Origin of the sequence: Streptomyces sp. NPDC051364 (genome assembly GCF_040682115.1) — a bacterium.
Classification (GTDB): domain Bacteria; phylum Actinomycetota; class Actinomycetes; order Streptomycetales; family Streptomycetaceae; genus Streptomyces.
Map to the genome: position 1 here is coordinate 26,330 of NZ_JBFBAH010000008.1, position 23,301 is coordinate 49,630.

Annotated in this window: 23 protein-coding genes; 10 read left to right on the forward strand and 13 right to left on the reverse strand. The window is 72.9% G+C overall.

Features of this window, described 5'->3' with window-relative positions:
* Window positions 1-8 precede the first annotated feature (8 nt).
* The 3 genes from AB0M76_RS19085 to AB0M76_RS19095 all read left to right on the forward strand — a co-directional run bounded on the left by AB0M76_RS19085 (window position 9) and on the right by AB0M76_RS19095 (window position 2,405).
* Window positions 9-1,271, forward strand: coding sequence for a DUF2716 domain-containing protein (locus AB0M76_RS19085; RefSeq protein WP_365953949.1), 1,263 nt, complete (start codon window positions 9-11; stop codon window positions 1,269-1,271).
* 136 nt (window positions 1,272-1,407) lie between these two features.
* Complete coding sequence (locus AB0M76_RS19090) at window positions 1,408-2,100, forward strand: AzlC family ABC transporter permease (protein WP_365954146.1); 693 nt, start codon at window positions 1,408-1,410, stop codon at window positions 2,098-2,100.
* Window positions 2,097-2,405, forward strand: a complete 309-nt coding sequence (locus AB0M76_RS19095; protein ID WP_053790491.1) for an AzlD domain-containing protein — start codon at window positions 2,097-2,099, stop codon at window positions 2,403-2,405. Before AB0M76_RS19090 ends, AB0M76_RS19095 begins: the two co-directional genes overlap by 4 nt.
* Here AB0M76_RS19095 and AB0M76_RS19100 read toward each other — a convergent pair.
* Complete coding sequence (locus tag AB0M76_RS19100) at window positions 2,374-3,363, reverse strand: hypothetical protein (protein WP_365953950.1); 990 nt, start codon at window positions 3,361-3,363, stop codon at window positions 2,374-2,376. The genes AB0M76_RS19095 and AB0M76_RS19100 overlap by 32 nt on opposite strands.
* An 82-nt stretch (window positions 3,364-3,445) precedes the next feature.
* Between AB0M76_RS19100 and AB0M76_RS19105 the strand changes: the two genes are divergently transcribed.
* Together AB0M76_RS19105 and AB0M76_RS19110 are read left to right on the forward strand one after the other, a co-directional pair.
* Window positions 3,446-3,640: a DUF3046 domain-containing protein gene (locus AB0M76_RS19105; protein WP_030650223.1), complete on the forward strand. Its 195-nt coding sequence runs from the start codon at window positions 3,446-3,448 to the stop codon at window positions 3,638-3,640.
* Between the two features lie 213 nt (window positions 3,641-3,853).
* Window positions 3,854-4,969, forward strand: coding sequence for an AI-2E family transporter (locus AB0M76_RS19110; protein ID WP_365954147.1), 1,116 nt, complete (start codon window positions 3,854-3,856; stop codon window positions 4,967-4,969).
* On the opposite strand, the gene AB0M76_RS19115 is transcribed toward AB0M76_RS19110, so the two are convergent.
* Window positions 4,920-5,678, reverse strand: a complete 759-nt coding sequence (locus tag AB0M76_RS19115; RefSeq protein WP_365953951.1) for a Clp protease N-terminal domain-containing protein — start codon at window positions 5,676-5,678, stop codon at window positions 4,920-4,922. The genes AB0M76_RS19110 and AB0M76_RS19115 overlap by 50 nt on opposite strands.
* A gap of 64 nt (window positions 5,679-5,742) precedes the next feature.
* Window positions 5,743-6,159, reverse strand: a complete 417-nt coding sequence (locus AB0M76_RS19120) for a hypothetical protein (protein WP_365953952.1) — start codon at window positions 6,157-6,159, stop codon at window positions 5,743-5,745.
* 111 nt (window positions 6,160-6,270) lie between these two features.
* Between AB0M76_RS19120 and recA the strand changes: the two genes are divergently transcribed.
* From recA to AB0M76_RS19135, 3 genes are all read left to right on the forward strand, one after another.
* Window positions 6,271-7,377, forward strand: a complete 1,107-nt coding sequence (recA, locus tag AB0M76_RS19125) for a recombinase RecA (protein WP_365953953.1) — start codon at window positions 6,271-6,273, stop codon at window positions 7,375-7,377.
* Window positions 7,378-7,380: 3 nt separating this feature from the next.
* Window positions 7,381-8,025 carry a recombination regulator RecX gene (recX, locus tag AB0M76_RS19130; protein WP_365953954.1) on the forward strand — a complete coding sequence of 215 codons (645 nt, stop codon included), beginning with the start codon at window positions 7,381-7,383 and terminating at the stop codon, window positions 8,023-8,025.
* Between the two features lie 96 nt (window positions 8,026-8,121).
* Window positions 8,122-10,662, forward strand: coding sequence for an FtsX-like permease family protein (locus AB0M76_RS19135; protein ID WP_365953955.1), 2,541 nt, complete (start codon window positions 8,122-8,124; stop codon window positions 10,660-10,662).
* Window positions 10,663-10,936: 274 nt separating this feature from the next.
* On the opposite strand, the gene AB0M76_RS19140 is transcribed toward AB0M76_RS19135, so the two are convergent.
* The 8 genes from AB0M76_RS19140 to AB0M76_RS19175 form a co-directional block, all read right to left on the reverse strand.
* Entirely contained in the window at window positions 10,937-11,323 is a 387-nt protein-coding gene (locus AB0M76_RS19140) for a rhodanese-like domain-containing protein (RefSeq protein ID WP_365953956.1), read from the reverse strand.
* Window positions 11,320-11,808, reverse strand: coding sequence for a cysteine dioxygenase (locus tag AB0M76_RS19145; protein ID WP_365953957.1), 489 nt, complete (start codon window positions 11,806-11,808; stop codon window positions 11,320-11,322). The genes AB0M76_RS19140 and AB0M76_RS19145 overlap by 4 nt, the downstream gene beginning before the upstream one ends.
* A gap of 126 nt (window positions 11,809-11,934) precedes the next feature.
* Window positions 11,935-12,021 carry a putative leader peptide gene (locus AB0M76_RS19150; RefSeq protein ID WP_311318651.1) on the reverse strand — a complete coding sequence of 29 codons (87 nt, stop codon included), beginning with the start codon at window positions 12,019-12,021 and terminating at the stop codon, window positions 11,935-11,937.
* Window positions 12,022-12,054: 33 nt separating this feature from the next.
* Window positions 12,055-13,641: an FAD-dependent monooxygenase gene (locus tag AB0M76_RS19155; protein ID WP_365953958.1), complete on the reverse strand. Its 1,587-nt coding sequence runs from the start codon at window positions 13,639-13,641 to the stop codon at window positions 12,055-12,057.
* 203 nt (window positions 13,642-13,844) lie between these two features.
* Window positions 13,845-14,738, reverse strand: a complete 894-nt coding sequence (locus AB0M76_RS19160) for an amino acid ABC transporter permease (protein WP_365953959.1) — start codon at window positions 14,736-14,738, stop codon at window positions 13,845-13,847.
* Window positions 14,735-15,409 carry an ABC transporter permease subunit gene (locus AB0M76_RS19165; protein WP_365953961.1) on the reverse strand — a complete coding sequence of 225 codons (675 nt, stop codon included), beginning with the start codon at window positions 15,407-15,409 and terminating at the stop codon, window positions 14,735-14,737. The genes AB0M76_RS19160 and AB0M76_RS19165 overlap by 4 nt, the downstream gene beginning before the upstream one ends.
* A gap of 83 nt (window positions 15,410-15,492) precedes the next feature.
* Window positions 15,493-16,344, reverse strand: coding sequence for a glutamate ABC transporter substrate-binding protein (locus AB0M76_RS19170; RefSeq protein ID WP_365953962.1), 852 nt, complete (start codon window positions 16,342-16,344; stop codon window positions 15,493-15,495).
* A gap of 87 nt (window positions 16,345-16,431) precedes the next feature.
* Complete coding sequence (locus tag AB0M76_RS19175; protein ID WP_323139548.1) at window positions 16,432-17,217, reverse strand: amino acid ABC transporter ATP-binding protein; 786 nt, start codon at window positions 17,215-17,217, stop codon at window positions 16,432-16,434.
* 275 nt (window positions 17,218-17,492) lie between these two features.
* On the opposite strand from AB0M76_RS19175, the gene AB0M76_RS19180 reads away from it, so the two are divergent.
* Together AB0M76_RS19180 and AB0M76_RS19185 are read left to right on the forward strand one after the other, a co-directional pair.
* The gene (locus AB0M76_RS19180; RefSeq protein ID WP_365953964.1) at window positions 17,493-18,197 is read left to right on the forward strand and encodes a response regulator transcription factor; all 705 of its coding nucleotides are present in this window, start codon (window positions 17,493-17,495) and stop codon (window positions 18,195-18,197) included.
* Window positions 18,198-18,209: 12 nt separating this feature from the next.
* Window positions 18,210-19,622 carry a HAMP domain-containing sensor histidine kinase gene (locus tag AB0M76_RS19185; RefSeq protein ID WP_365953965.1) on the forward strand — a complete coding sequence of 471 codons (1,413 nt, stop codon included), beginning with the start codon at window positions 18,210-18,212 and terminating at the stop codon, window positions 19,620-19,622.
* Window positions 19,623-19,675: 53 nt separating this feature from the next.
* Here the strand turns inward: AB0M76_RS19185 and AB0M76_RS19190 are convergent, their stop codons facing one another.
* On the reverse strand, window positions 19,676-21,802 hold the full coding sequence (locus tag AB0M76_RS19190; RefSeq protein WP_365954148.1) for an endo-beta-N-acetylglucosaminidase: 2,127 nt from the start codon (window positions 21,800-21,802) through the stop codon (window positions 19,676-19,678).
* A 121-nt stretch (window positions 21,803-21,923) separates the two neighbouring features.
* Window positions 21,924-23,189 (reverse strand): glycosyl hydrolase, encoded by a 1,266-nt coding sequence (locus AB0M76_RS19195; protein ID WP_365953966.1) that lies wholly within the window; start codon window positions 23,187-23,189, stop codon window positions 21,924-21,926.
* Between the last annotated feature and the right edge of the window lie 112 nt (window positions 23,190-23,301).

Genomic DNA, 23,301 nt, shown 5'->3' on the forward strand with positions numbered 1-23,301 from the left:
CTCCCGCCGTGGACGGGGTGGAGCAGGCCGGGGTGTGGCGGGCGTACGCGGCGCAGGTGCGCGGGCGGGTGCCCGAGTGGCCGCCGACGGGCGCGGTGGTGGAGCAGGACGGGCCCTTCGTACGGACCCACTACGGCACGCACGGGACGGTCGGGCACCGGCCGCTCACGGACATCCCGCGCGCCGAGCTGGCCGGGCTGGTGCGGCGGCAGCAGGAGGCCTTCGCGGCACGCGGCGAACCCGTGCAGTGGAAGGTGTACGGGGAGGACCCGCCGGATCTGGCGGAGGAGCTGGCCGCGGCCGGGTTCACCGCCGACGCCCCGCGCTCGCTGCTCGTCGCGGATCTCGCGCGGCTCGCGCCGGGCCGGGAGACCGGGGTCCGTTCGGTCTACAGCGGTCTGCAGGGGGATTCCTCGTGGAAGGCCCTGGCCGCCGCGAGCGGGCCGCACGCCAAGCCGCTCGCCGAGTTCGAGGCCGACCGCGGCTGGCGCTGCGACCCGGGGGACCTCTCCGTGCTGATCGAGCAGGGGCGCGTGGTGGCCGCGGGCTGGCTGGAGGTCGCCCGCGGCACCGACTTCATGCTGGTCGGCGGGCTGACCGACCCCGCGGCGGCGGCCGCCTTCGTACGGCACTGGACGCCGCCCGGCGATGCGAACCACCACCGGCCGGGCGCGGCGGCGTACTGCATCGCCGAAGCCGACGGGGAGCTGCGCACCGCGCTCCTCGCGGCGGGCTTCGCCGAGCTCACGACCGTACGCACCTTCCGGCTGGACCTGGCCGGCCCCCCGGCCCGGACCCGTCCCGTCCGGGAACTCGCGGGGTCGGAGGACGAGGTGCTGTGGGACCGGCTGCGCAACGAATTCGGCTTCCGAACCAAGGTCGTGGACATCCCCGGTTTCGCCGCCCCGGGCCCGTCCGCCACCTGGCCGCTCGGCGACCCCCACGAGGCGCTGGTCGCTGCGCTGGACCGGATCGTCCTGCGCGGGCTGAGGGCCGTCACCGCGCCCGGGGAACAGGTGTACTGGCTGGACTGGCAGCACCCCTGCTACGCCTTCGACCCCCACCGGGTCGGCGGCCCCGGGGAGCCGGAGTGCCCGGGCCAGGCGTATCCGGACGGTGATTTCTACCTCTACGTGGACCCCGCGCTGCGCTTCGGCACCTTCGGCCACCCCTGGGAGCACACGCTGACCGTCTTCGGCGCGGGGCTGCTCGGTGCGGTGGAGGCGGAGCTGACGGCCCTGCTCGGCGAGCCGGTGCGGCGCCGGGGCTGATCCGCCGGGACCTGCGAGACGTACAGGACCTGCGAGACGTACGGGACCCGCAAGACGTACGGGACCTGCAAGAACGTACAAGACCCGACCCCCCTGGCCTGCGTACTTTCGCCGGGTGGAAGAACATCGGACGTTGATGCAGGAGACCCCCGAGGAGGTCGCCGGGCGGCCGCGCGGCGCCGTCGTACGCGACGCGCTCGGGGTCGGGGTGGCCGTCGGGCTGTCCGGGTTCGCGTTCGGCGTGACCGCCGCCGGGTCCGGGATCAGCGTGCTCCAGGCCTGTGTGCTGAGCCTGTTCGTGTTCACCGGAGCCTCGCAGTTCGCGCTGGTCGGGGCGCTGGCCGCAGGCGGGAACCCGTTCACCGCGGCCGCCGGTGCCTTCTTCCTCGGTACGCGCAACGCCTTCTACGGGCTGCGGCTTTCGCAGCTGCTCAACCTACCCGGGGCCGTGCGGCCGTTCGCCGCCCACTGGGTGATCGACGAGACCACCGCCGTGTCGCTGGCGCAGCCCGACCGCAGGTCGGCGCGGCTCGGGTTCACCGTGACCGGGCTGAGCCTGTACGTCCTGTGGAACCTCACCACCCTGCTCGGTGTCCTCGGGGCCGAAGCCCTCGGGGACACCGCCGCATGGGGGCTGGACGCCGCCGGACCGGCCGTCTTCCTGGCCCTGCTCGCGCCGATGCTGAAGACCGCCACCGAGCGGGCCGTCGCCGCGCTCGCCGTCGTCCTCGGGCTGGGCCTGCTCCCCGTGCTGCCCGCCGGGCTGCCGGTGCTCGTCGCCGCCCTCGCCGCCCCCGTGATCCTCTGGCTGAAGGGACGCCGCTCGTGAACGTCTGGCTCGCCATCGGGCTCACCGTCGTCGGCTGCTACGCCGTCAAGCTCGCCGGGCTGCTCGTACCCGCCGGGGCACTGGAGCGGCCGCTCGTACGCAGGCTCGCCGCGCTGCTGCCGGTCGCGCTGCTCGCCGCGCTCACCGCCCAGCAGACCTTCGGCACCGGGCACGAGCTCGTGCTCGACGCCCGCGCCGCCGGGCTGGCCGCCGCCGGGCTCGCGCTGCTGCTGCGGGCCCCGTTCCTGCTCGTGGTCGGCGCCGCCGTGGTCGTCACCGCGGGCGTCCGGGCTCTGGGCGGTTAGCCGCTCCACGGGGATCGCCGGCCAGGGGGCGCCCATACGCGCGCAGGGTCAGCAGGGCCTCCAGGGTGGCGATCGGGCGGCGTTCCAGCGAGCTGCCCGGCGCCCACGCGAGGCGGCGCACCGGCCAGCCGCCGTCCGGCTGCTGCGCGGCGGCCAGGAAGTCCAGCGAACGCCTCAGCTCCTCGTCGGTGAACCAGCCGCGCGCCAGCGACTCCGGCCGCCGGGCGACATCGTGCGGGAACAACTGCTCGCCCGGCGCGTGGCCGGGGTACGGCGGGTACTCCCGGCGGCGGCGCGGATCGAGTACGACGAGCCGCTGCTCGCGCACGAGCCGCCCCAGCCGGTCCGCGGCCGCCACCGCCCGCGGCCGGTCGGGGGCGCCGTCGAGGAAGGCCACCGCGCTCTGGATCTCGTACGGGTCCGCGCGGCGCAGGGTCTCGACCCGGTCCCAGCAGAAGTCGGTGGCCCGGAACAGCCACGCGTGCCAGATCCGGTTGCGGTGCAGTACGCCGACGACCGGGCCCGTGGTCAGCAGCTCGGCCGACGGATCGTCGTACAGCGGGTGGTACGGGGCCCCGGGGTAGCCGCGCGGGGCCGGGAGGAGCACCGGAAGCGCGCCGTCCGCGGTCGAGACCCGGGTGAGGTGGCGGCAGAGCCGCTCGATCCGCTGCCCGGCGCAGCGGCCCAGGCTGTCCAGGACCCGCAGGGCGTGCGCGGTGTGCAGCGGCTGGCTGAGCGGACCGCGCAGATCGGGATCGAGAGCGTGGCCGTAGCCGCCGTCGGCGTTGAGGTACGAGCCGAGGGCGGTGTCCACCGCGTCGGGGTCGCCGCCGAGGAAGTGGAACGCGAACCGCCGCTGCTCCAGCACCCGGGCCGTGAGCCAGATGAACTGCTCGGCGCGGGCCAGCGGGGTCGGTGGGGTGGGTGGGGCCAGCGAGGAAGCTTCGTCTCCAGGCATGCGTGAAACCGTAGGGCGCGGCGGTGCGGGGACGGGGGGCGAACAGCGCCGGTGCACTCTCCCGGGGCGGGATACTGGGGGCATGCGGTTGACGATTTTCTGGGAGCGGATGGCCGAGCACTTCGGTGCGGGCTACGCGGACTCCTTCGCGCGGGACCACGTCATGACGGAGCTCGGCGGACGCACCGTCCACCAGGCGCTGGAGGCGGGCTGGGAGGCCAAGGACGTGTGGCGCGCGGTGTGTTCGGCGATGGACGTGCCGGCCTCGCTGCGCTGATGCCGGCGGCCGCTTCCCCGTCCGCGCGGCGGGTGGGACAGACTGGGGCGCGTGGCAGCCACCGATGAGACGACCGTGACGACGACCGGCACCGCCGACACCACCGGGTCGGCCGGTACGGCCGAGGCGGCGACCGGCCGGACCGGGCCGGGTCCCGCCGGTCCCGCAGGGCCTCCCGGCGGCGCCACCGCCCAGGCGGCGCCCGGGGCCCGGATGCCGCGCTGGCTGCCGCGCGCCGTCGTCCTCGTCCTGGCCCTCATCGCCTGCTTCCAGCTCGGCAGCTGGGCCTTCCACCAGCTGACCGGGCTGCTCGTCAACATCCTGATCGCGTTCTTCCTCGCGCTCGCGATCGAACCCGCCGTGGCAAGGATGTCGGCCCGCGGAATGCGCCGCGGGCTCGCCACCTTCCTGGTGTTCCTCGGGGTGTTCGTCGCGGCCGTCGGCTTCGTCGTCCTGCTCGGCTCGATGCTCGCCGGGCAGATCGTGGCGATGGTGCAGGGCTTCCCGGGCTATCTCGACTCGGTGATCGGCTCGATCAACACCACCTTCCACACCAAGCTGTCCCGGCTCGCGATCCAGGACAGCCTGCTGCACTCCGACTGGCTCCAGAAGTACGTACAGAACAGCGCGACCGGCGTGCTCGACGTGTCCGCCACCGTGCTCGGCGGGCTCTTCAGGCTGCTGACGGTCGGGCTCTTCTCCTTCTACTTCGCCGCCGACGGGCCGCGGCTGCGGCGCGCGCTGTGCTCCGTACTGCCCCCTGCGAAGCAGTCGGAGGTGCTGCGCGCCTGGGAGATCGCCGTCGCCAAGACGGGCGGCTACCTCTACTCGCGCGGACTGATGGCCCTGGTCTCCGGCATCGCGCACTACGTCGTCTTCGTGGTCCTCGACGTGCCGTACGCGCCCGCGCTCGCGGTGTGGGTGGGGCTGGTCTCCCAGTTCATCCCCACCATCGGCACCTACCTGGCGGGCGCGCTGCCGATGCTGATCGCCTTCCCGGACTCGCCCTGGTACGCGCTGTACGTCCTCGGATTCGTGGTGGTCTACCAGCAGTTCGAGAATTACGTGCTGCAGCCGAAGCTGACCGCGAGGACGGTCGACATCCACCCGGCGGTGGCCTTCGGGTCCGTCATCGCGGGCACCGCCCTGCTGGGCGCGGTCGGGGCGCTGATCGCGATCCCGGCCGTCGCCACGCTGCAGGCCTTCCTCGGCGCGTACGTGAAGCGGTACGAGGTGACGGAAGGGGCGGCCGGGGCCGCCGGGGCGGCCGCGGATCCGGCTACTTCTTCTCCTCGGCCGTGGCGAGGAAGGCTGCCAGGGCCTCGGTGACGGTCGCCTCGACGGCGGCCTTGTCCACGCCGAGGCCGCTGAAGACGCCCTCGCCGTTCTCGAGTTCGAGGAGCGCGAGCAGGATGTGCTCGGTGCCGACATAGCTGTGGCCGAGGCGCAGGGCCTCGCGGAAGGTGAGCTCCAGGGCCTTCTTGGCGGAGGCGTCGAAGGGGACGAGCTCGGGGACGTCCCCGGCGGCCGGGGGCAGGGCGGCGGTCGCGGCGGCGCGTACGTCGTCCGCCGAGACCTGCTGGGCGCGCAGGGCGAGCGCGGCGAGGCCCTCCGGTTCGGCGAGCAGGCCGAGGACGAGGTGCTCGGTGCGGATCTCGGTGTTGCCGGCGGCACGCGCCTCGTTCTGCGCGGTGACGACGACGTTGCGGGCGCGGGGGGTGAAGCGGCCGAAGCCCTGGTTGGGGTCGATACCGGATTCGCCCTCCTTGTCGGCCTTGGGGACGAAGCGCTTCTGGGCGGCCTGGCGGGTGACGCCCATGCTGCGGCCGATGTCGGTCCAGGAGGCGCCGGAGCGGCGGGCCTGGTCCACGAAGTGGCCGATGAGGTGGTCCGCGACGTCACCGAGGGACTCGGCGACGACGACGGCGCCGCTGAGCTGCTCCAGGGTGTCGGTGTGGACCTTCTTGATGGCCTCGATCAGGTCGTCGAGGCGTACCGGATTGGTCATGCGAACGGGTTCCACTGAAGGGTTCGTCATGGATGCAACCGTAGGTTGACAGTCGAGAGGGTGTCAACCCTGGGTTGTCAGTTGGGGGCTGAGGTCACCCCGGGGCCTCGTGGGGCGGTGTGGGGGAGGGCGGGGGCGCGGGCACGGGGCGGGCCAGGGTGGCGGGGGCGCGGGAGATGCCGTGGCGGACGACCTCGGCGAGCGCGGACCGGGCCTCCGTGGGGACAGGGGCACCGGCCACCGGCCAGGGGATCCGCGGCGACCATGTCTCGTCCGCGAAGACCTCGCGGCTGCGGCGTCGGCCCGCAGCGGTGGCGTGGTCGGGCACCGGCCCGGCGAACAGGGTGGCGAGCCCCGTCACCGCGCCGAGCGCGGCGAACGCGAGGAACGGCCCCAGGCCGTTGCCCTTCCCGGTGGCGGAGTCGACGGCGCAGGCCGCGACCGTTGCCAGGGTCCGCCGGGCGGCCCGCGCCGGGTGGGGAGTGGCGCGCTTGACAGGGAAATCGAACATCCATTCTGATGAGTTATCCACAGCCGAACCGGACGTGGGAGCGCATTGTCAGTGGCAGGCGTTAGCGTCAATGGCGTGAAGCGATCGACTCAAGCAAACCGGGTGGAACCCATGGCAGGCACCGACCGCGAGAAGGCTCTCGACGCCGCGCTCGCACAGATTGAACGGCAATTCGGCAAGGGTGCGGTCATGCGCCTCGGCGACAAGCCGAACGACCCCATCGAGGTCATCCCCACCGGGTCGACCGCGCTGGACATCGCCCTCGGCGTCGGCGGGCTGCCCCGCGGCCGCGTGATCGAGGTGTACGGCCCGGAGTCCTCCGGCAAGACGACCCTGACCCTGCACGCCGTGGCCAACGCACAGAAGGCCGGCGGCACCGTCGCCTTCGTGGACGCCGAGCACGCGCTCGACCCCGAGTACGCGAAGGCCCTCGGCGTCGACACCGACAACCTCATCCTGTCGCAGCCGGACACCGGCGAGCAGGCGCTGGAGATCGTGGACATGCTCGTCCGCTCCGGTGCTCTCGACCTGATCGTCATCGACTCGGTGGCGGCCCTCGTACCGCGCGCGGAGATCGAGGGCGAGATGGGCGACTCGCACGTGGGTCTCCAGGCCCGTCTGATGAGCCAGGCACTCCGGAAGATCACCGGTGCGCTCAACCAGTCCAAGACCACCGCGATCTTCATCAACCAGCTCCGCGAGAAGATCGGTGTGATGTTCGGCTCGCCGGAGACCACCACCGGTGGCCGCGCGCTGAAGTTCTACGCCTCCGTGCGCCTCGACATCCGCCGTATCGAGACCCTCAAGGACGGCACCGACGCGGTCGGCAACCGCACCCGCGTCAAGGTCGTCAAGAACAAGGTCGCGCCGCCGTTCAAGCAGGCCGAGTTCGACATCCTCTACGGCCAGGGCATCAGCCGCGAGGGCGGCCTGATCGACATGGGCGTGGAGCACGGCTTCGTGCGCAAGGCCGGCGCCTGGTACACGTACGAGGGCGACCAGCTCGGCCAGGGCAAGGAGAACGCCCGCAACTTCCTGAAGGACAACCCCGACCTCGCCAACGAGATCGAGCGGAAGATCAAGGAGAAGCTGGGCGTGGGCGTGCGCAAGGACGCCGCCGCCGAGGCGGCCGCCGGCGCGCCTGCCGAGGCCGCGGCCGTGCCCGCCCCCGCATCGAAGGCCAAGACGACGGCCAAGGCCGCCGTCGCCAAGAGCTGACCCGTGCGGGAGCAGGAAAGGGGCGGCGGGAACGGCGGCCGGGAGGGCCGTCGCGAAGGAAGCCGCGAACGCGGCCGTGAAGGCCGTCGCGAAGGACGTGCCGAAGGCCGTGGCGAAGGCCGCCAGGAACTGCCGCCCCAGAGTCCCGAGGAGCAGGCGCGGGCGATTTGCCTGCGCCTGCTCACCGGGATGCCGCGCACCCGGCGCCAGCTCGCGGACGCCCTCGACAAGCGGGGCATCCCCGAGGAGGTGTCGCAGGAGGTCCTCTCCCGGTTCGAGGAGGTCGGCCTGATCGACGACGCCGCCTTCGCCGGAGCCTGGGTCGAGTCCCGGCACCGCGGCCGGGGCCTCGCCCGCCGGGCGCTCGCCCAGGAGCTGCGCACCAAGGGGGTGCACGCCACCCTCGTCCAGGAGGCCCTGGAACAGCTGGACTCCGACCAGGAGGAGCAGACCGCCCGGGAGCTCGTGGAGCGCAAGCTCCGCGCCACCCGGGGCCTGGAGCGGGACAAGCGGATCCGGCGGCTCGCCGGGATGCTCGCCCGCAAGGGGTACCCGGAGGGCATGGCCCTGCGGGTGGTCCGGCGCGCGCTGGAGGAAGAGGGCGACGACGGCACGGAGGCGGACGACCTGGGGTACCCGGGGTTCTGAGCTGCGCCGCAGGACCCGGGGGTGGGGATAGCCTCCGCGTGCGGACGCCAGGGTGCTCCACTGTCAAGAAGCAGGCCTGGCGGCAGAGTTGCCCGCATGATGCTGCGTTACGCCCTCCAGACCGTCAGGGACCGCAAGGCCGGTTTCCTCGGCGCCTTCGTCGCACTCCTGTGCGCGGCGGCCCTCGTCACCGCCTGCGGCACGCTCCTGGAAACCGGACTCCGCGGAAACATCGCCACCGAGCGCTACGCGGCCGCGCCGGTCGTCGTCTCCGCGGACCAGAACGTCCACCAGACCACGGTCAAGGAGAAGAAGGGCAAGGCCAAGACGAAGCACAAGGCCAAGCCCGTCGCCGAGCGGGCATGGCTCCCCGCCTCCACGGTGGACGCGGTCGGGTCCGTGCCGGGCGTCGAGCGGGCCGTACCGGAGCTCAGCTTCCAGGCCGTCCCGCTGGTCAAGGCCCCCGGCGGCGCGAAGCCCTCGTACGGGCACGCCTGGACCTCCGCCGCGCTCACCCCCTTCACGCTCACCGAGGGCCGCGCCCCCCAGGGCGGCGGCGAGGTCGTCGTCGACCGTGAACTGGCCGCCCGTGCGGGGCTGAAGACCGGCTCCCCGCTCACTGTGCAGGCCACCGGCGAGCCGAAGACGTACACCGTCAGCGGGATCACGCAGACCGCCCGCGGCGATCTCGCACGGCAGAACGCACTGTTCTTCGGCGACGCCGAGGCGCAGCGGCTGGCCGCCCGCGACGGGCAGGTCACCGCCATCGGGGTACTGCCCGCGCCCGGGACCGACCCCGGCGAGCTGGCCGAACGCATCGAGCAGGCATTGGGGGGCACCGGCGCGCAGGTCGCCGTGGGCGACGCACGCGGGCCCGTGGAGTTCCTCGACGCGGCCGGCGCACGCATCAAGCTGGTCTCCATGGGCGGGGCCATGGGCGGCACCTCGCTGCTCGTCGCGATCCTCGTGGTCGTCGGAACCTTCGCCCTCTCCGTCCAGCAGCGCTATCGCGAACTCGCCCTGCTGCGCGCCATCGCCGCCACACCCAAGCAGCTGCGCCGCATGATCGGCCGCGAGGCCCTGGTCGTGGGCCTGGCCGCCGGTGTCGCCGGGGCGCTCGCCGGGCTCCCGCTCGCCGCCTGGCTGCACGGCCGGTTCATCGAGAGCGGGGTCGTGCCCGCCAACCTGGAGCGCACCGCCGGGATCTTCCCGATGTGCGCCGCCGTCGGCGCGAGCCTGCTCGGAGCCTGGGCCGCGGCCCGGATCACCGGGCGGCGGATCGCCCGGATCCGCCCGGCCGAGGCGCTGGCCGAAGCCGCCCTCGAGCGGGGGCGGCCCGCGTGGATCCGGATCGCGACCGGGGTGCTGCTGCTCGCCGGCGGTGTGGTGCTGGTCGCTGTGCTGAGTGTGCTGCGCAGCGAGCCGGCGTCGACCCCGGTGACCTTCCTGGCGGTCGTGGTCCTCGCCGGGGCGGTCTCGCTGCTCGGCCCGCTGCTCGTACGGGGCGCGACCGCGCTGCTCGCCGGGCCGCTGCGGCTGGCCGGCGCGGGCGGGCACCTGGCCGCCGCGAACCTGCGCGGCAACGCCACCCGGATGGCCTCCGCCGTCACCCCGCTCGCCCTGCTGATCGGCATGACCTGCACCGTCCTGTTCATCACGCCGACGCTCGGCAATGCCGCCCGGGCGCAGGCCCGTGAGGGGGTCCGGGCCGGCTGGGTGCTGGCCGCGCAGGGGCCGGGTGTCACCGGCGCTGCCGCGGAGCGGATCCGCCGGACCCCGGGGGTCACGGCGGCCACCGAGATCGTGCACACGTCCGTACGGGTGGGGCTGACAAAGTACGGCGCGCAGGGGGTGACCCCGGCCGGGCTGACCCGGACCTGGGACCCCGGTGTGACGAGCGGGAGCCTGGACGGCTTCGGCGAGAAGAGCGTGGCGGTGAGCGAACTGGCCGCCGATCAGCTGGGGCTGAAGCCGGGGAGCCCGCTGAAGCTGGCGCTGGGCGACGGGACCCCCGTCACCCTGACCGTCTCGGCCGTGTACGCGCGGGGGCTGGGCTTCGGGGACCTGACGCTGCCGCACGACCTGGTCGCGGCGCACGTGGACAACCCGCTGGCGAGCAGCGTGCTGGTGGCGGCGGAGCCGGGGACCGGGCGGGAGCAGCTGGCCGCGGCGGTACGGGAGTTCCCGGGGGTCGGGGTGCTGTCGGCGCGCGACGCGGACGCGGTACGGGCGGAGCGGCAGCAGGCCGGCGCCGAGATCAACCTGCTGGCGATGGGGCTGGTGCTGGCCTTCACCGCGATCGCGGTGGTCAACACGCTGGCGATGTCCACGGCGGAGCGATTCCGGGAGTTCGCGATGCTGAGGCTGGCGGGGGCGAAGCGGCGTCAGGTGCTGCGGATGCTGCGGACGGAGGCGCTGGCGGTGCTGCTGATCGGGGCGGTGCTGGGGTCGGGGATCTCGCTGGCCGTACTGACCGCGTTCAGTGTGGGCATGACGGGGGCGGCTGCGCCGGCGGTGCTGCCGGTGGTGTACGTGGGGGTGCTGGGGGTGGCGGGGCTGCTGGCCCTCGTGGCCACCGCCCTGCCGGGCCGGGTTGCGCTGCGGGTCCCTCCGGTGGAGGTGGCCACCTCGAGGTAGCGGCCACCACCTGCGGGCCTGCCGCCCGCTGCCCGCCGCCCGCGGGCCCGGGGCCCCACCGCTTCGGTGGTGCCGGTCCCGGGCCCGGTGGTGGGCGTGGCCTGCGGCGCTGGTCCTCTACCCGCCCTTCCACCGTTCCCCGGACTCCGCCCGGACCCGGTCCTCAAGCGCCGGACGGGCTGGAGCATCCCGGGGCCCGGCCTGGGCTCCGCCCGGGCTTGGTCCTCGAGCGCCGGACGGGGTGGAAGGTCGCGGGCGGTGTCCGGACTCGGCGTCAGGCAACCGGAAGGCCTGCGGCCTTCCAGGCCTGGAAGCCGCCGGTCAGGTCCGTGGCCCGGTGGAGGCCCAGGGCGTGGAGGGAGGCCGCCGCGAGGGAGGAGGCGTAGCCCTCGTTGCAGATCACCACCACCCGGAGGTCGTGCGAGGTGGCCTCGGGGGCGCGGTGCGAGCCCTGGGGGTCCAGGCGCCACTCCAGCTCGTTGCGCTCGACCACCAGCGCACCCGGGATCAGGCCGTCGCGCTCGCGCAGCGCCTGGTAGCGGATGTCCACCAGGAGGGCGTCGCCCGCCCGGAACGCGGCGTGCGCCTGCGCCGGGTCGATGCGGGTGTATGCCGAACGGACCCGTTCCAGCAGGGCGTCGATGCCGATCGGGGCGCTCACTGCCAGTCCGCCGGGCGCTCGATCTGCTCCAGCGTCAGCACCTGGCCGGTGCGGCTGTAGCGGCGGATCAGGGGCAGCGGCGGGTAGTACGCGTGCACCGAGACTGCGTGCTCCGCCTCCGACTCGTTGAGCACCTCGTGGACGTGGTGCTCGCCGAAGGCCCGGCCCGTCCCCGCGCCCAGGCTGCGGCTGCGGTCCAGATCGGGGGCGAGTTCCAGGCTCCGCCAGCCCTCCGACGGCAGCCGGACCGCCAGGGAGTGCTCCCGGAGGCGGCCCCGGGCGGTGGCGAACGCGCCGCGCGACTCGGCGTGGTCGTGCCAGCCGGTGCCGGTGCCCGGCGGCCAGCCGATCACCCAGGCCTCGCTGCCGCCCGGCCCGTCGAGCCGGATCCAGGTGCGGCCCTCGGGGTCGAGGGGGAGGGAGTCGATGACCGCCGGGTCGGCGGCGGTACGCAGGGCGAAGTCGAGGAGTTCCGCAGCCGTCACCGAATCGGCGCGTGCGGAGGTGAGAGGGGCGCAGTGGGTGCACTGGGTGCAAAGGGCGCATACATGGGGGCGTGACCGTCCTGGGGGTTCGCGAAAGTGCGCGCGGAGCGCGGAGGGATCGGCGAATCAGCAGGAAGGGCGACACACGCAGCCCGCGTAGCGGAGCAGGTCCATATGGACCCTCCGCCACAGGCGTACGTCGTTGCCGGTCATGTCGGCGAGTGAAGCATGCGGACCGGAGACCGGTCAATCGATCACGGCCGGATGAGTCGAAGACGACTCGAGCGGGGCGGGCGCCCCCAGCCGGACGGTGTCCGCCGCCTCGTACAGCTCGGCCGGCCGCACGCCCGCGAAGGTCGCCGCCAGGTGTCCGTCCGGCCTGACCAGGAGGACGGTGTGCGCCGGAGCCCCCGGGTAGCCGTCCGCGACCAGTAGTTCCGTGCGGACCGGGAGGGCGCTCACCGCCGCCGCGAGCCGGGGCATCAGCCCGGCGCCCAGCCAGTGCCGCCGGTCCCAGACCCCGGTGCCCGGGGCGACCAGGACCACCAGCAGGCGGCCCCGCCCCAGCAGGTCGCGCAGCGGCACGGTCGCCCCGTCGGGCGCGGTGACGGGAACGTTGGCCACCTGGCCGCCCGGCTCCGTGCCGGTGGGCACCTCGCGCACGGCCACCGGCGGGGCGTACGTCGGTGCCGCGCCCAGCGGCCCCCGGCCCAAGTGGCCGTCTGTCAGCAGCAGCTCGCCGGAGCGGGTGGCGCCGGGCAGGTACGTCCGCAGCCCGCCGCCCCCGCGCAGTACGGGCATCGCCTGGTCGGCGGCGCGCAGCCGGGCCGCGACCGCGGTGCGGCGCTCGCCCTCGTAGCTGTCGAGCAGGGCCTCGGAGGCGCCCTGGTGCCAGGCCAGGGACAGCTTCCAGGCGAGGTTCTCGGCGTCCCGGAGCCCCTCGTCGACCCCCTGCGTGCCGAGCGCGCCCAGCAGGTGGGCGGCGTCCCCGGCGAGGAAGGCGCGGCGGTCGCGCCAGCGCCGGGCAAGCCGGTGGTGCAGCGTGTACACCCCGGTGTCGAGGAGGTCGTACGGGGGAGCGGCGCCCCCGCACCACACGGCCAGGGTGTCCCGGATCAGGGTGACGAGGGCGTCGGGCGTGACCAGTTCCCCGCGGGCCGGGAGCAGCCAGTCCAGCCGCCACACCCCGTCGGGCAGCGGCCGGGCGCTGACCTCGGGCACGCCAGGCGCCGGGGCGCGGTGCAGCAGGGCCTCGCCGGGCCAGGGGAGTTCGGTGCGCAGCGCGGCCACGGCGTGCCGTTCGACGGCGGTGCGGCCGGGGAAGCGGATGCCGAGCAGCTTGCGCACGGTGGAGCGCGCTCCGTCGCAGCCGACCAGGTAACTCCCGCGCCACCACGTGGTCTCGGCGCCTCGGGTGTGCGCGGTGACCCCGCGGTCGTCCTGTTCGAGGGAGTCCAGTTTGCTGTCGGTGACCAGCTGGACCAGCGGATGTGCGGCCGCGGCGTCGCGCAGCCCGCGCGTGAGGGCGTGCTGCGGCAGGTGGAGGGGGGCTTGGCGGTCCTCGAAGGTGATGTGCCGGGCGTCGTCGGTGCGGCTGCGGCGCCGCATGGTGCGCCAGGCGGCGAAGAGCGCGCCCTCGTCGCGCAGTGTCGTACAGCCCAGCCGGTGGACCATGGCCGAGGTGTCCTCGTGCAGGACGACCGTACGGGCAGGTCGGGGCAGGTCCTTGCCGGGTCCCTCGTCGAGCACGACGCTGGGCACGCCCGAGCCGGCCAGGGCCAGGGACAGGGACAGTCCGACGGGCCCCGCGCCGACGACGATCACCGGGTCCATGATGCGGCTCCCGATGTCCGGTATGTGATCACAGAACGTATGCAACCCACTGGAGGTGCCTGCGTCAAGTGACGCCGGTCCGGCCAACGCCGTGTGGTGCGACGGATGAGTTCCGCCGCACCACAGGTGTCACGTCAGTGTACTGACCGGGTGTCAGGATCCCGCGTTCGGGGAGCCGTGTCCGCCGGGCCTCGGGCCGGGGGTCAGGGAGCCTCGCCCACGCCGGCCGCGCCGCCCGCGTCGACCTCGGCCACGTCCCCGGCGACGACCGCGCCGGTGCCCTTCTTCGACTTCCGCAGCCGCCCTTCGATCCAGGAGGCGAAGGTGGTCAGCCCGAAATTCACCACGATGAAGATCAGTGCGATCACGACGAGGGTTGCGATGGTGTTGCTGTAGTTCGCCGAGATCTGCCGGTTCATCGACAGCAGCTCGGCCAGGCCCAGCACTGCACCACCGATCGCGGTGTCCTTGAGGATCACCACGAGCTGGCTGACCAGCGCCGGCAGCATGGCCGTCACGGCCTGCGGGACCAGGACGTACGTCATGAGCTGGCCCTTGCGCATGCCGATCGCCTTGGCCGCGTCGGTCTGGCCCCGCGGCAGTGACCGGATGCCGGCGACGACGATCTCGGCGATGACCGCGGAGTTGTACAGGACCAGGCCGGTGACCACCGCGTACAGCGGCCGCAGCTCGGAGCTGACGGCGCTGAACTTCACGTACAGCGCGGAGCCGAACAGCATCAGCATCAGGACCGGGATGGCGCGGAAGAACTCGACCCAGGCGCCCACGGGGATCCGGACCCACCGGTGGTCGGAGAGCCGGCCCATGCCGAGGACCGCACCCAGCGGCAGCGCGATGACCATGGCGATGAGGCCGGCCTTCAGCGTCTCGCCGAGCCCGGGCAGCAGGAAGGTCGTCCAGATCTCGCTGTCGGTGACGAACGGGCTCCACTTGTCGGCGTCGAGCTGGTTGTTGTCGGCCATGATGGCGAGGACCCACCACATGACCAGGCCGAACACGACCAGGAAGGCCGCCGTGTAGATCCAGTTGCGCGCCCTGGCCTTGGGACCTGGGGTGTCGTACAGCACGGAGCTCATCGCTTCACCGCCACTCGCTTGGCCACCCAGCCCAGCAGCAGGCCGGTGGGCAGGGTCAGCAGGACGAAGCCGAGAGCGAAGATCCCGAAGACGGCGAAGAGCGCCTGCGGCTCGTTCTCGATCATTTCCTTCATCAGCAGGGCCGCTTCGGCCACGCCGATGGCCGCCGCCACCGTGGTGTTCTTGGTGAGGGCGATCAGTACGTTCGTGAGCGGCGCGATGACCGCCCGGAAGGCCTGGGGGAGCACGATCAGGGTGAGCACCTGGAAGAAGCTCAGGCCCAGCGCGCGGGCGGCTTCGGCCTGGCCCACGGGAACCGTGTTGATGCCCGAGCGGATCGCCTCACAGACGAAGGTGCCGGTGTAGGCGATGAAGCCCAGGACCGCGAGCCGGAACCCGATCTCCTTGAACGTGCCGCCGCCGAGCGAGATGCCGAGGGTCTGGTTGAGACCCAGCGAGCAGCCGATGATGATGACGGTCAGTGGGGTGTTGCGCACGATGTTGACGTACGCGGTGCCGAAGGCCCGCATCAGCGGCACCGGGCTGACCCGCATCCCAGCCAGCATCGTGCCCCAGATCAGGGATCCGACTGCTGAGTAGAGGGTGAGCTGAACCGTCACCCAAAAGGCTCCGAGCACGTCGTACTGCCCGGAATTAAGAAAGTCGAACACGTTGCCCTGCGCTCTCCCCAGGATGGCCGGTGAGGTGCGCCGCCGCCCGTGACAGGCGGGCGGCGACGCCCCTCACCGATGAATCAGCTGCCTTCGGTGATCTGCGGGGCCGGCTCGGCCTTGTAGTTGGCCGGGCCGAGGTTCGCGTCGACCGCCTTCTGCCAGGAGCCGTCCTCGACCATCTTCTTCAGCGCGGCGTTGACCTTCGTCTGGAGGTCCTTGTCGCCCTTCTTGAGGCCGATGCCGTAGGGCTCGTCGCTGAGCTTCAGGCCGGTGAGCTTGAACTTGCCCTTGTTCTTCTCCTGGGCGGCGTAGCCGGCGAGGATCGAGTTGTCCGTGGTCAGGGCGTCGAGCTTCTTGTTCTCCAGGCCGGTCAGGCACTCGGAGTAGCCGCCCTGCTCCAGCAGGTCCGCCTCGGGGGCGAGCTTGGTCTTGACGTTCTGCGCCGAGGTGGAGCCGGTGACCGAGCAGAGCTTCTTCTTGTTGAGGTCCTCGGCCTTGGTGATCGACGTGTCGTCGGCGCGGACCAGCAGGTCCTGGTGGGCCAGGAAGTACGGGCCGGCGAAGTCGACCTTCGCCTTGCGCTTGTCGTTGATCGTGTAGGTCGCGACGACCAGCTTCACGTCACCGTTGGCGATCAGGTTCTCGCGCTCGGCGCTGACGGCCTGCTTGAACTCGATCTGGTCGGGCTGGTAGCCGAGCTCCTTGGCCACGTAGGTCGCCACGTCGACGTCGAAGCCGGTGAACTTGCCGTCGGGGGTCTTGAGGCCCAGGCCCGGCTGGTCGAACTTGATGCCGATGACGATCTTGTCCTTGGCGCCGCCGGACGCGCCGCCGTCACTGCTCGCCTTGTCGCTGCTGCCGCCGCAGGCGGTCGCGGTCAGAGCGAGGACTGCGGCCACGGCCGCGGCCGCACCGGCCTTGAAAACCTTCATGGTGAACTTCCCTCGGATGAGACGTTGTTGAACGACGAGCGACACGTGTGCTCTGAGCCGCCAGGGGATCACTACCAGACAAGACCGTCAGTGGTGCAGGATCTTCGAAAGGAAATCCTTGGCGCGGTCACTGCGCGGGTTGCTGAAGAACTGCTCGGGGGCGGCCTCTTCGACGATCTTTCCGTCGGCCATGAAGACGACCCGATTGGCCGCAGACCGGGCGAAGCCCATCTCGTGCGTGACGACCACCATCGTCATGCCCTCCCGGGCGAGCTGCTGCATGACCTCCAGCACCTCGTTGATCATTTCCGGGTCGAGCGCCGAGGTCGGCTCGTCGAACAGCATCACCTTCGGGTCCATCGCCAGCGCGCGGGCGATCGCCACGCGCTGCTGCTGGCCGCCGGAGAGCTGCGCCGGGTACTTGTCGGCCTGCGAGCCGACGCCCACCCGGTCCAGCAGGGACTTCGCCTTCTCGAGCGCCGCTGCCTGGTCCGTCTTGCGGACCTTGAGCTGACCCAGCATCACGTTCTGCAGCACCGTCTTGTGCGCGAACAGGTTGAAGGACTGGAAGACCATGCCCACATCGGCACGCAGCCGGGCCAGTTCCCTTCCCTCCGAGGGCAGTTCCTTGCCGTCGACTGTGATCGTGCCCGAGTCGATCGTCTCCAGCCGGTTGATGGTCCGGCACAGCGTGGACTTGCCCGATCCCGACGGACCGATCACCACGACGACCTCACCGCGGGCAATGCTCAGATCGATGTCCTGAAGCACGTGCAGCGCGCCGAAGTGCTTGTTGACGTTGCTCAGTACGACCAGGTCGTCCGCGGCCCCGGCCGCATCCTGCACGTCCTTGGTCACTGATACTCCGCTCATCGGCAACTTGCTCCGTCCTCCTCGGTTGGGAGGACAGTAGTGACGTGGTGCGCACACCGTCATCACATCTGAGGGAGAATTGAGCATAACGATACGGCCTCGCCCCGATACGCTCCGTGCACACCGCGGCAGCGTGGGCCAGGATGCCCGTACCGGGTGCGTAACGGAAGACGCGCCGGACCGGAACCCCCTTGACGTGGGCCTCTCCATCGGCGTGGATGCAGGGTGGCCCTGACTGCGGGCCCTGATCAGAAAAAACAGGAAAGGGGGACGCAATGAGACTGCTGCTCGTCGAGGACGACGACCACGTCGCCGCCGCCCTGTCCGCGATCCTCGCCCGGCACGGCTTCCAGGTGACCCACGCCCGCAGCGGCGAGGAAGCCCTGCAGGCCCTGCTGCCCGCCGGAGCGCCGCCCTTCGGCGTCGTCCTCCTGGACCTCGGCCTGCCCGACCAGGACGGCTACGAGGTGTGCGGCAAGATCCGCAAGCGCACCGCGACGCCCGTCATCATGGTGACCGCGCGCGCCGACGTCCGCTCCCGCATCCACGGCCTCAACATGGGCGCCGACGACTACGTCGTCAAGCCCTACGACACCGGTGAACTCCTCGCACGCATCCACGCCGTCGCCCGGCGCACCGGCGCCTCCGAGGAGGCCGCCGCCACCGGGACGGGCGCCCTCAACGTGGTACGGCTCGGCCCGGTCAGCATCGAGCTGCCCACCCGGCGGGTCAGCGTGGACGGCACCGACGTACCGCTCACCCGCAAGGAGTTCGACCTGCTGGCCCTGCTCGCGCAGCGCCCCGGGGTCGTGTTCCGCCGCGAGCAGATCATCAGCGAGGTGTGGCGCACCAGCTGGGAGGGCACCGGGCGGACCCTCGAGGTCCACGTCGCCTCGTTGCGCTCCAAGCTGCGCATGCCCGCCCTCATCGAGACCGTCCGCGGGGTGGGCTACCGGCTCGTCACCCCGGCCGCCTCCTAGCGGGGCCCCGTCGTGCGCGCCCGGCTGCTCCCGCTGCTCGTCGTCCTGATGGCGGGCGTGCTGCTCGCCCTCGGCCTCCCGCTCGCCGTGAGCCTGGCCGCCGGCCAGCAGCAGCGCGTGGTCGTGGACCGGATCGACGACAGCGCCCGCTTCGCCGCCCTCGCCCAGTTCGTCATCGACGCCGAGGGCTCCGGATCCACCGGCGCCGCCGACCGGCGCGACACCCTCCAGCTCGAACTTGCCCGCTACCAGCAGCTGTACGGCATCCGAGTCGGCGTCTTCCTGCGCGACGACTACGCCATGGCCCAGGCCCCCGGCTGGTGGGAGCTCCCGGCGGTGGGCGAGGGCCGCCGCGCCTTCCAGGAGGCGCTGGCCGGGCGGCGCAGCCACGACCCGCCCCAGGTCTGGCCCTGGCAGACCCACGGCAAACTCCTCGTCGCCTCCCCGGTCGTCCTCGACGGCGACGTCGTCGCGGTCGTCGTCACCGAGTCGCCCACCGACCAGATGCGGGCCCGGATCCTGAGCGGCTGGCTGCTGATCGTCGCCGGGCTCGCCGCCGCCATGCTGGTGGCCTTCGGCGCCGCCCTGCGGCTCACCAGCTGGGTGCTCAAGCCCGTACAGACCCTGGACGCGGCCGCCCACGGCATTGCCACCGGGCGGATGAACTCCCGGGTCGCGGCGGCCGGCGGGCCCCCGGAACTCCAGCGCCTGGCCCACTCGTTCAACGAGATGGCCGACAACGTGGAAGAGGTCCTGGAGCAGCAGCGGGCGTTCGTCGCCGACGCCTCTCACCAGCTGCGCAACCCGCTCGCGGCGCTGCTCCTGCGGATCGAGCTGCTCGCCCTAGAACTGCCCGAGGGCAACGAGGAGATCGCCTCCGTGCGGACCGAGGGCAAGCGCCTGACCCAGGTCCTCGACGACCTGCTGGACCTGGCGCTGGCCGAGCACACCTCCGCCGAGCTCAGCCTGACCGACATCGCGGCGCTGACCGCCGAACGGGTGACCGCCTGGCGTCCGTACGCCGAGGAGAAGGGCGTACGGCTCACCGAGACGGGCCGGGCCGCCGTCACCGGCTGGGCCGACCCCGTCGCGCTCTCCAGCGCGCTCGACGCCGTCATCGACAACGCCCTCAAGTTCACCCCTGAGGGGGAAGAGGTTGAGGTGTCAGTCGCCGCGGCCGGGCCCTTCGTGCAGGTCGCCGTCGCCGACCGCGGCCCCGGCCTGACCGACGAGGAGCTGCTCCGCGTCGGCGACCGGTTCTGGCGCAGCGGCCGCCACCAGAACATCAAGGGCTCCGGGCTCGGCCTGTCGATCTCCCGGGCCCTCCTCGCCGCGGGCGGCGGGTCCCTCTCCTACGAGACGAACCCGCCGCACGGGCTGCGGGTCACGGTGGCCGTCCCGCGCAGCGATACGCACACGGCCTGAGCACTGCCGCTGCGGGGCCGGGCCAAGGGCCGGTCAGGGGCCGTCTGGGCCGGTCAGGCGGATCCGGCCCACGGGAGGGTGGTGCCGGCCGGGGCGGAGGCCGCGTACAGCTCGTCCACGGCCCGGACCTCGAAGGCGGCCGCCCGCTCCCGGCCGGCGCGGGTGACGGCCGGGAGGTGGAGGGCCGTGCCGCAGGTGCCGCCGAGGAAGCGGCGGGTGCCGTCCGGGAGCACGCGGTACAGCTCGTAGTGGCGGACCGGCCCCGCTGCCCGGCGCCAGGACAGTCGCACGGAGGCCTTGCCGTCCTGCTGGGTCTGGGCGTCCACGGTCAGCGCACTCGGAGACGCCGGGCGCCGCCGCGCGGTGTCGTCGCGTACCGACAGGGCGCCGAGCCGCCACGACACCGCCGTGTTCCCGCGGGCCGTGATCCGTACGGCAAGCCCGTACGCGGTCCGGCCCGCCAGGGACGAGAGCCCGACCCGGGAGGTGCGCCAGCCGCCCTGGCCGGAGCCCTGGGCCTGCGTCTTCAGCCAGGTGTACGGGACCGGCTCGCCCGGGGCGGCCGGCTCGCGCGTGGCCACGCCCACCTCGACGGTGAGCGCGCCCGCCTCGGTCGTGTGCACCAGCTCCAGCACGGTGGAGCCGGTCAGGGGCAGCCGGGTCGCGTGCAGCCCGACCGCGGCCGGGGCGGTGAGTCTGCCCGCCACGAGGAGGCTGGAGCCGCCGCGCCAGGCCTTCGCGAAGTCCAGGCTGACGGTCGGGCGCTGCCCGGCGCTCTGCACGGCCCAGCGGCGGCCCGGGAGCCGGTCCTGGAGCCCGAGGTGGTTCCAGGCGCTGTCGGAGGTGACCTTGCCGTCCTCGTACCAGCGCTCCCCGTGACCGGTGTTGAAAGCGCAGGCGAAGGGCAGGGCGGTGACGGTGGACCGGTCCGCGACGGCGGTGGCGGGCGCCCGCCAGGTGCCCTCGGGCGCGGGGTGCGCCGGGTCCAGGGACTCGCCCGTCCAGAACCGGTCGTCGGCGCGGTGGAAGGCGCCGGGGGAGCGGTCGGTGAGGTGGTTGCGCGTCCACTCGGGGCGGTAGAAGCCGATGCTGACGACGTGGTCGCGGTCGCGCGGGATGATCGCATCCCAACGGACGGTGGAATTCCAGCCGTTGGACTCCATGTCGAGCGCCGCCCACAGCTCGCGGCGGGAGCGGCCCAGCCGGCCGGCGAGCGCGCCGGAGGCGGCCAGGGTCTGCTGCGTCCAGCGGAAGTCGACGAACATCGTGTCCGCGACCCGGCCCGCCCGGTCCTCGAAGAACTCCTGGTTGAGCTGGTTGAGCGCACCCTGCCAGCCGACCCGGCCGGTGCTGTTCATGGCGTCGTACCAGGTGATCCGCAGGCCGTGCGGGGCTCCGGCCGCCCGCAGGGCGCGCAGGAACTCCCGCATCCGGGCGGCGAGCGAGCTGTCCCCGCCGTCGGTCTCGGCGTTCACGAACCAGCCGTCGAACCCGTACGTCCGCGCCACCTGGACGAGCTTCTCGGCGATCGGGAACCGGCCGAGGGCGTCCTGCTGCACCAGGTCCCGCGTCCACCGGAGGTCGCCGCCGTACGCGACGGGCGGCAGGAAGATGTTGCCCAGCACCGGGACGCCGTTGCGGTGGGCCGCGTCGACCACGGGCGCGTTCGGGGCGAGCACGATGCCTTCGCCGGAGGAGCCGCCCCAGAACACCAGCTCGTCGAGGTACGCCCAGTGCGTCAGCGCGTAGTGGTCGGCGGTCGCGGAGCCCTGGGAGGGGTTCTGGGCGGTGGGCCCGAAGGACACGAGGGAGGAGATCCGCGCCTGGCCACTGCGGGCGCCCGCGTTCGGCGGCACCGGGGTGAAGCGGGGCGCGAGCGGCACGGTCGCGGTGTTGTAAGCGAGGTCCGGGTCGGACTCGGGGGTCCACTGCTTCAGCGAGCGCCAGGTGATGCCCGGGCCGGGGGAGCCCTGGGGGAGCGAGTCGGGGAACCAGTACGAGGCGTACGGGGCCAGGTCGGCCGGGGACGGGGTGGCGCCGGACCGAGTTCCCGGAGCGGTTGCTGCGGCCTGGGCTCTCGTGGTCGCGCCGGTGGCGCCGAGCAGCGCGGCGGCACCCGCCCCGGCTCCGGCGGCGAGCACCCCGCGCCGGGTCGGCGGCGCCGTACGGGCCGAATGCATCGGAGGTGCCGGAGGTGCCGTACGGAGGGAACGGGCGGTGCGAGGGTCGGCGCCGTTGCCGGTCTCGGACATGCGGGGCTCCTCGGTGACGGGTGACGGGTGACGGGTGACGTGGTGATCGTCAGGTGACGTCGGGCACGCGCAGCACCTCGGTGATGCCGCGCGCGGCCAGATGGGCGGGGTCCTCGGCGAGCTCCGCCAGGACCACCGCAGGGCGGACCCCCTGGGCCGTCAGCGCGGCCCAGGCCTCGAAGAACGCCCCGCCCGGGGCGCACACCGACCGCCTCGGCGCGGCCTCCGCCCCGCCGACGTCCACGGCCAGCGCGGTGGACCGGACGGCCGGGCGGTGCTCCCGGCCCCGCCACTGCGCGGCGATCCGGGCGACGGCGGCGCCGGCCGGCTTGGCCTTGCGGTCGTTGGTGAGCAGGCCGAGCCCGTACTCCAGTTCCGGGAAGTCCGCGAGCTCCCGGGACACGTCGTGCGAGCACCACCAGGTCACGCCCCACAGGTCCGGGCAGTCCAGCACGTTCGCCACGGTCGCCTCGGTGAAGGCGGCCGCGTGCTCCGCCGGGATCAGCGGCGCGGGCGCCCCGACCTCCTGGAGCCACACCGGCCGGTGCGGATCGAGCGCCCAGGCCTTCGACAGCTCGACCAGGTACGCGGCGTGGTGCTCGGTCGCCGTCCCGGTCCGGCCATGGCGCTGCGCGGTGCCGTTGAACACCCACGAGTGCACGGCCGTGGCCGCGCCCAGCCGGGCCGCCTGCGCGACCGTGAAGGGGTGCCCGTCCTGGTACCAGGCGGCGTCGTACTCGGCGTGCAGGTGGAAGCGGCCCGGGGCGCCCTTCTCGCAGGCCGCGAGCATCCGCTCCAGCCAGCGGCCCGCCTGCTCGCGGGTGATCCGGTCCGGGTCCGGGTGCGGGGCGTCGGAGAACTGGTTGATCTCGTTGCCGACCGTCATGCCGAGGAAATTGGGCCGGTCGGCGAGGGCGGCGGCCAGCGTGCGCAGGTACTCCTCCTGCCCGGTGACGACGTCCGGGTCGGTGAAGATGTTCCGCCGGTGCCAGGTCCCGGTCCACGCGGGCAGGAAGTCGAAGCTCGACAAGTGCCCTTGCAGACCGTCCACGCTGACGTCGAGCCCGCGCTCGGCGGCCGCGTCGGCGAGCGCGACGAGCTGTTCGACGGCGCGCGGCCGGATGAGCGTCCGGTTCGGCTGGAACACCGGCCACAGCGGGAAGACCCGTACGTGGTCCAGGCCGAGCGCGGCGACCGAGTCGAGGTCGGCCCTGACCTCGTCGAGGTCGAAATCGAGCCAGTGGTGGAACCAGCCGCGGGCCGGGGTGTAGTTGGCGCCGAAACGGAGCGGACGAGGGGCGGATTCGTCGTACACAAGGCGTCCTGGAGTTCTCGGAAATGCGCCGGGTGACGCACAACCTGCCGGGTGTCACGGGGTAAGTCAACAGCGCCTCCGGAACGGGAACTTATGCGCTTCAGTCCCGTTG

Bases quoted from the DNA above. Each gene is read 5' to 3' on its own strand.
- AB0M76_RS19090 (WP_365954146.1), top strand. From the start codon at position 1,408: ATGCAGGAGACCCCCGAGGAGGTCGCCGGGCGGCCGCGCGGCGCCGTC.
- AB0M76_RS19100 (WP_365953950.1), bottom strand. From the start codon at position 3,363: ATGCCTGGAGACGAAGCTTCCTCGCTGGCCCCACCCACCCCACCGACC.
- AB0M76_RS19105 (WP_030650223.1), top strand. From the start codon at position 3,446: ATGCGGTTGACGATTTTCTGGGAGCGGATGGCCGAGCACTTCGGTGCG.
- AB0M76_RS19110 (WP_365954147.1), top strand. From the start codon at position 3,854: ATGCCGCGCTGGCTGCCGCGCGCCGTCGTCCTCGTCCTGGCCCTCATC.
- AB0M76_RS19115 (WP_365953951.1), bottom strand. From the start codon at position 5,678: ATGACGAACCCTTCAGTGGAACCCGTTCGCATGACCAATCCGGTACGC.
- AB0M76_RS19120 (WP_365953952.1), bottom strand. From the start codon at position 6,159: ATGTTCGATTTCCCTGTCAAGCGCGCCACTCCCCACCCGGCGCGGGCC.
- recA (WP_365953953.1), top strand. From the start codon at position 6,271: ATGGCAGGCACCGACCGCGAGAAGGCTCTCGACGCCGCGCTCGCACAG.
- AB0M76_RS19135 (WP_365953955.1), top strand. From the start codon at position 8,122: ATGATGCTGCGTTACGCCCTCCAGACCGTCAGGGACCGCAAGGCCGGT.
- AB0M76_RS19150 (WP_311318651.1), bottom strand. From the start codon at position 12,021: ATGACCGGCAACGACGTACGCCTGTGGCGGAGGGTCCATATGGACCTG.
- AB0M76_RS19155 (WP_365953958.1), bottom strand. From the start codon at position 13,641: ATGGACCCGGTGATCGTCGTCGGCGCGGGGCCCGTCGGACTGTCCCTG.
- AB0M76_RS19160 (WP_365953959.1), bottom strand. From the start codon at position 14,738: ATGAGCTCCGTGCTGTACGACACCCCAGGTCCCAAGGCCAGGGCGCGC.
- AB0M76_RS19170 (WP_365953962.1), bottom strand. From the start codon at position 16,344: ATGAAGGTTTTCAAGGCCGGTGCGGCCGCGGCCGTGGCCGCAGTCCTC.
- AB0M76_RS19175 (WP_323139548.1), bottom strand. From the start codon at position 17,217: ATGAGCGGAGTATCAGTGACCAAGGACGTGCAGGATGCGGCCGGGGCC.
- AB0M76_RS19180 (WP_365953964.1), top strand. From the start codon at position 17,493: ATGAGACTGCTGCTCGTCGAGGACGACGACCACGTCGCCGCCGCCCTG.
- AB0M76_RS19190 (WP_365954148.1), bottom strand. From the start codon at position 21,802: ATGCATTCGGCCCGTACGGCGCCGCCGACCCGGCGCGGGGTGCTCGCC.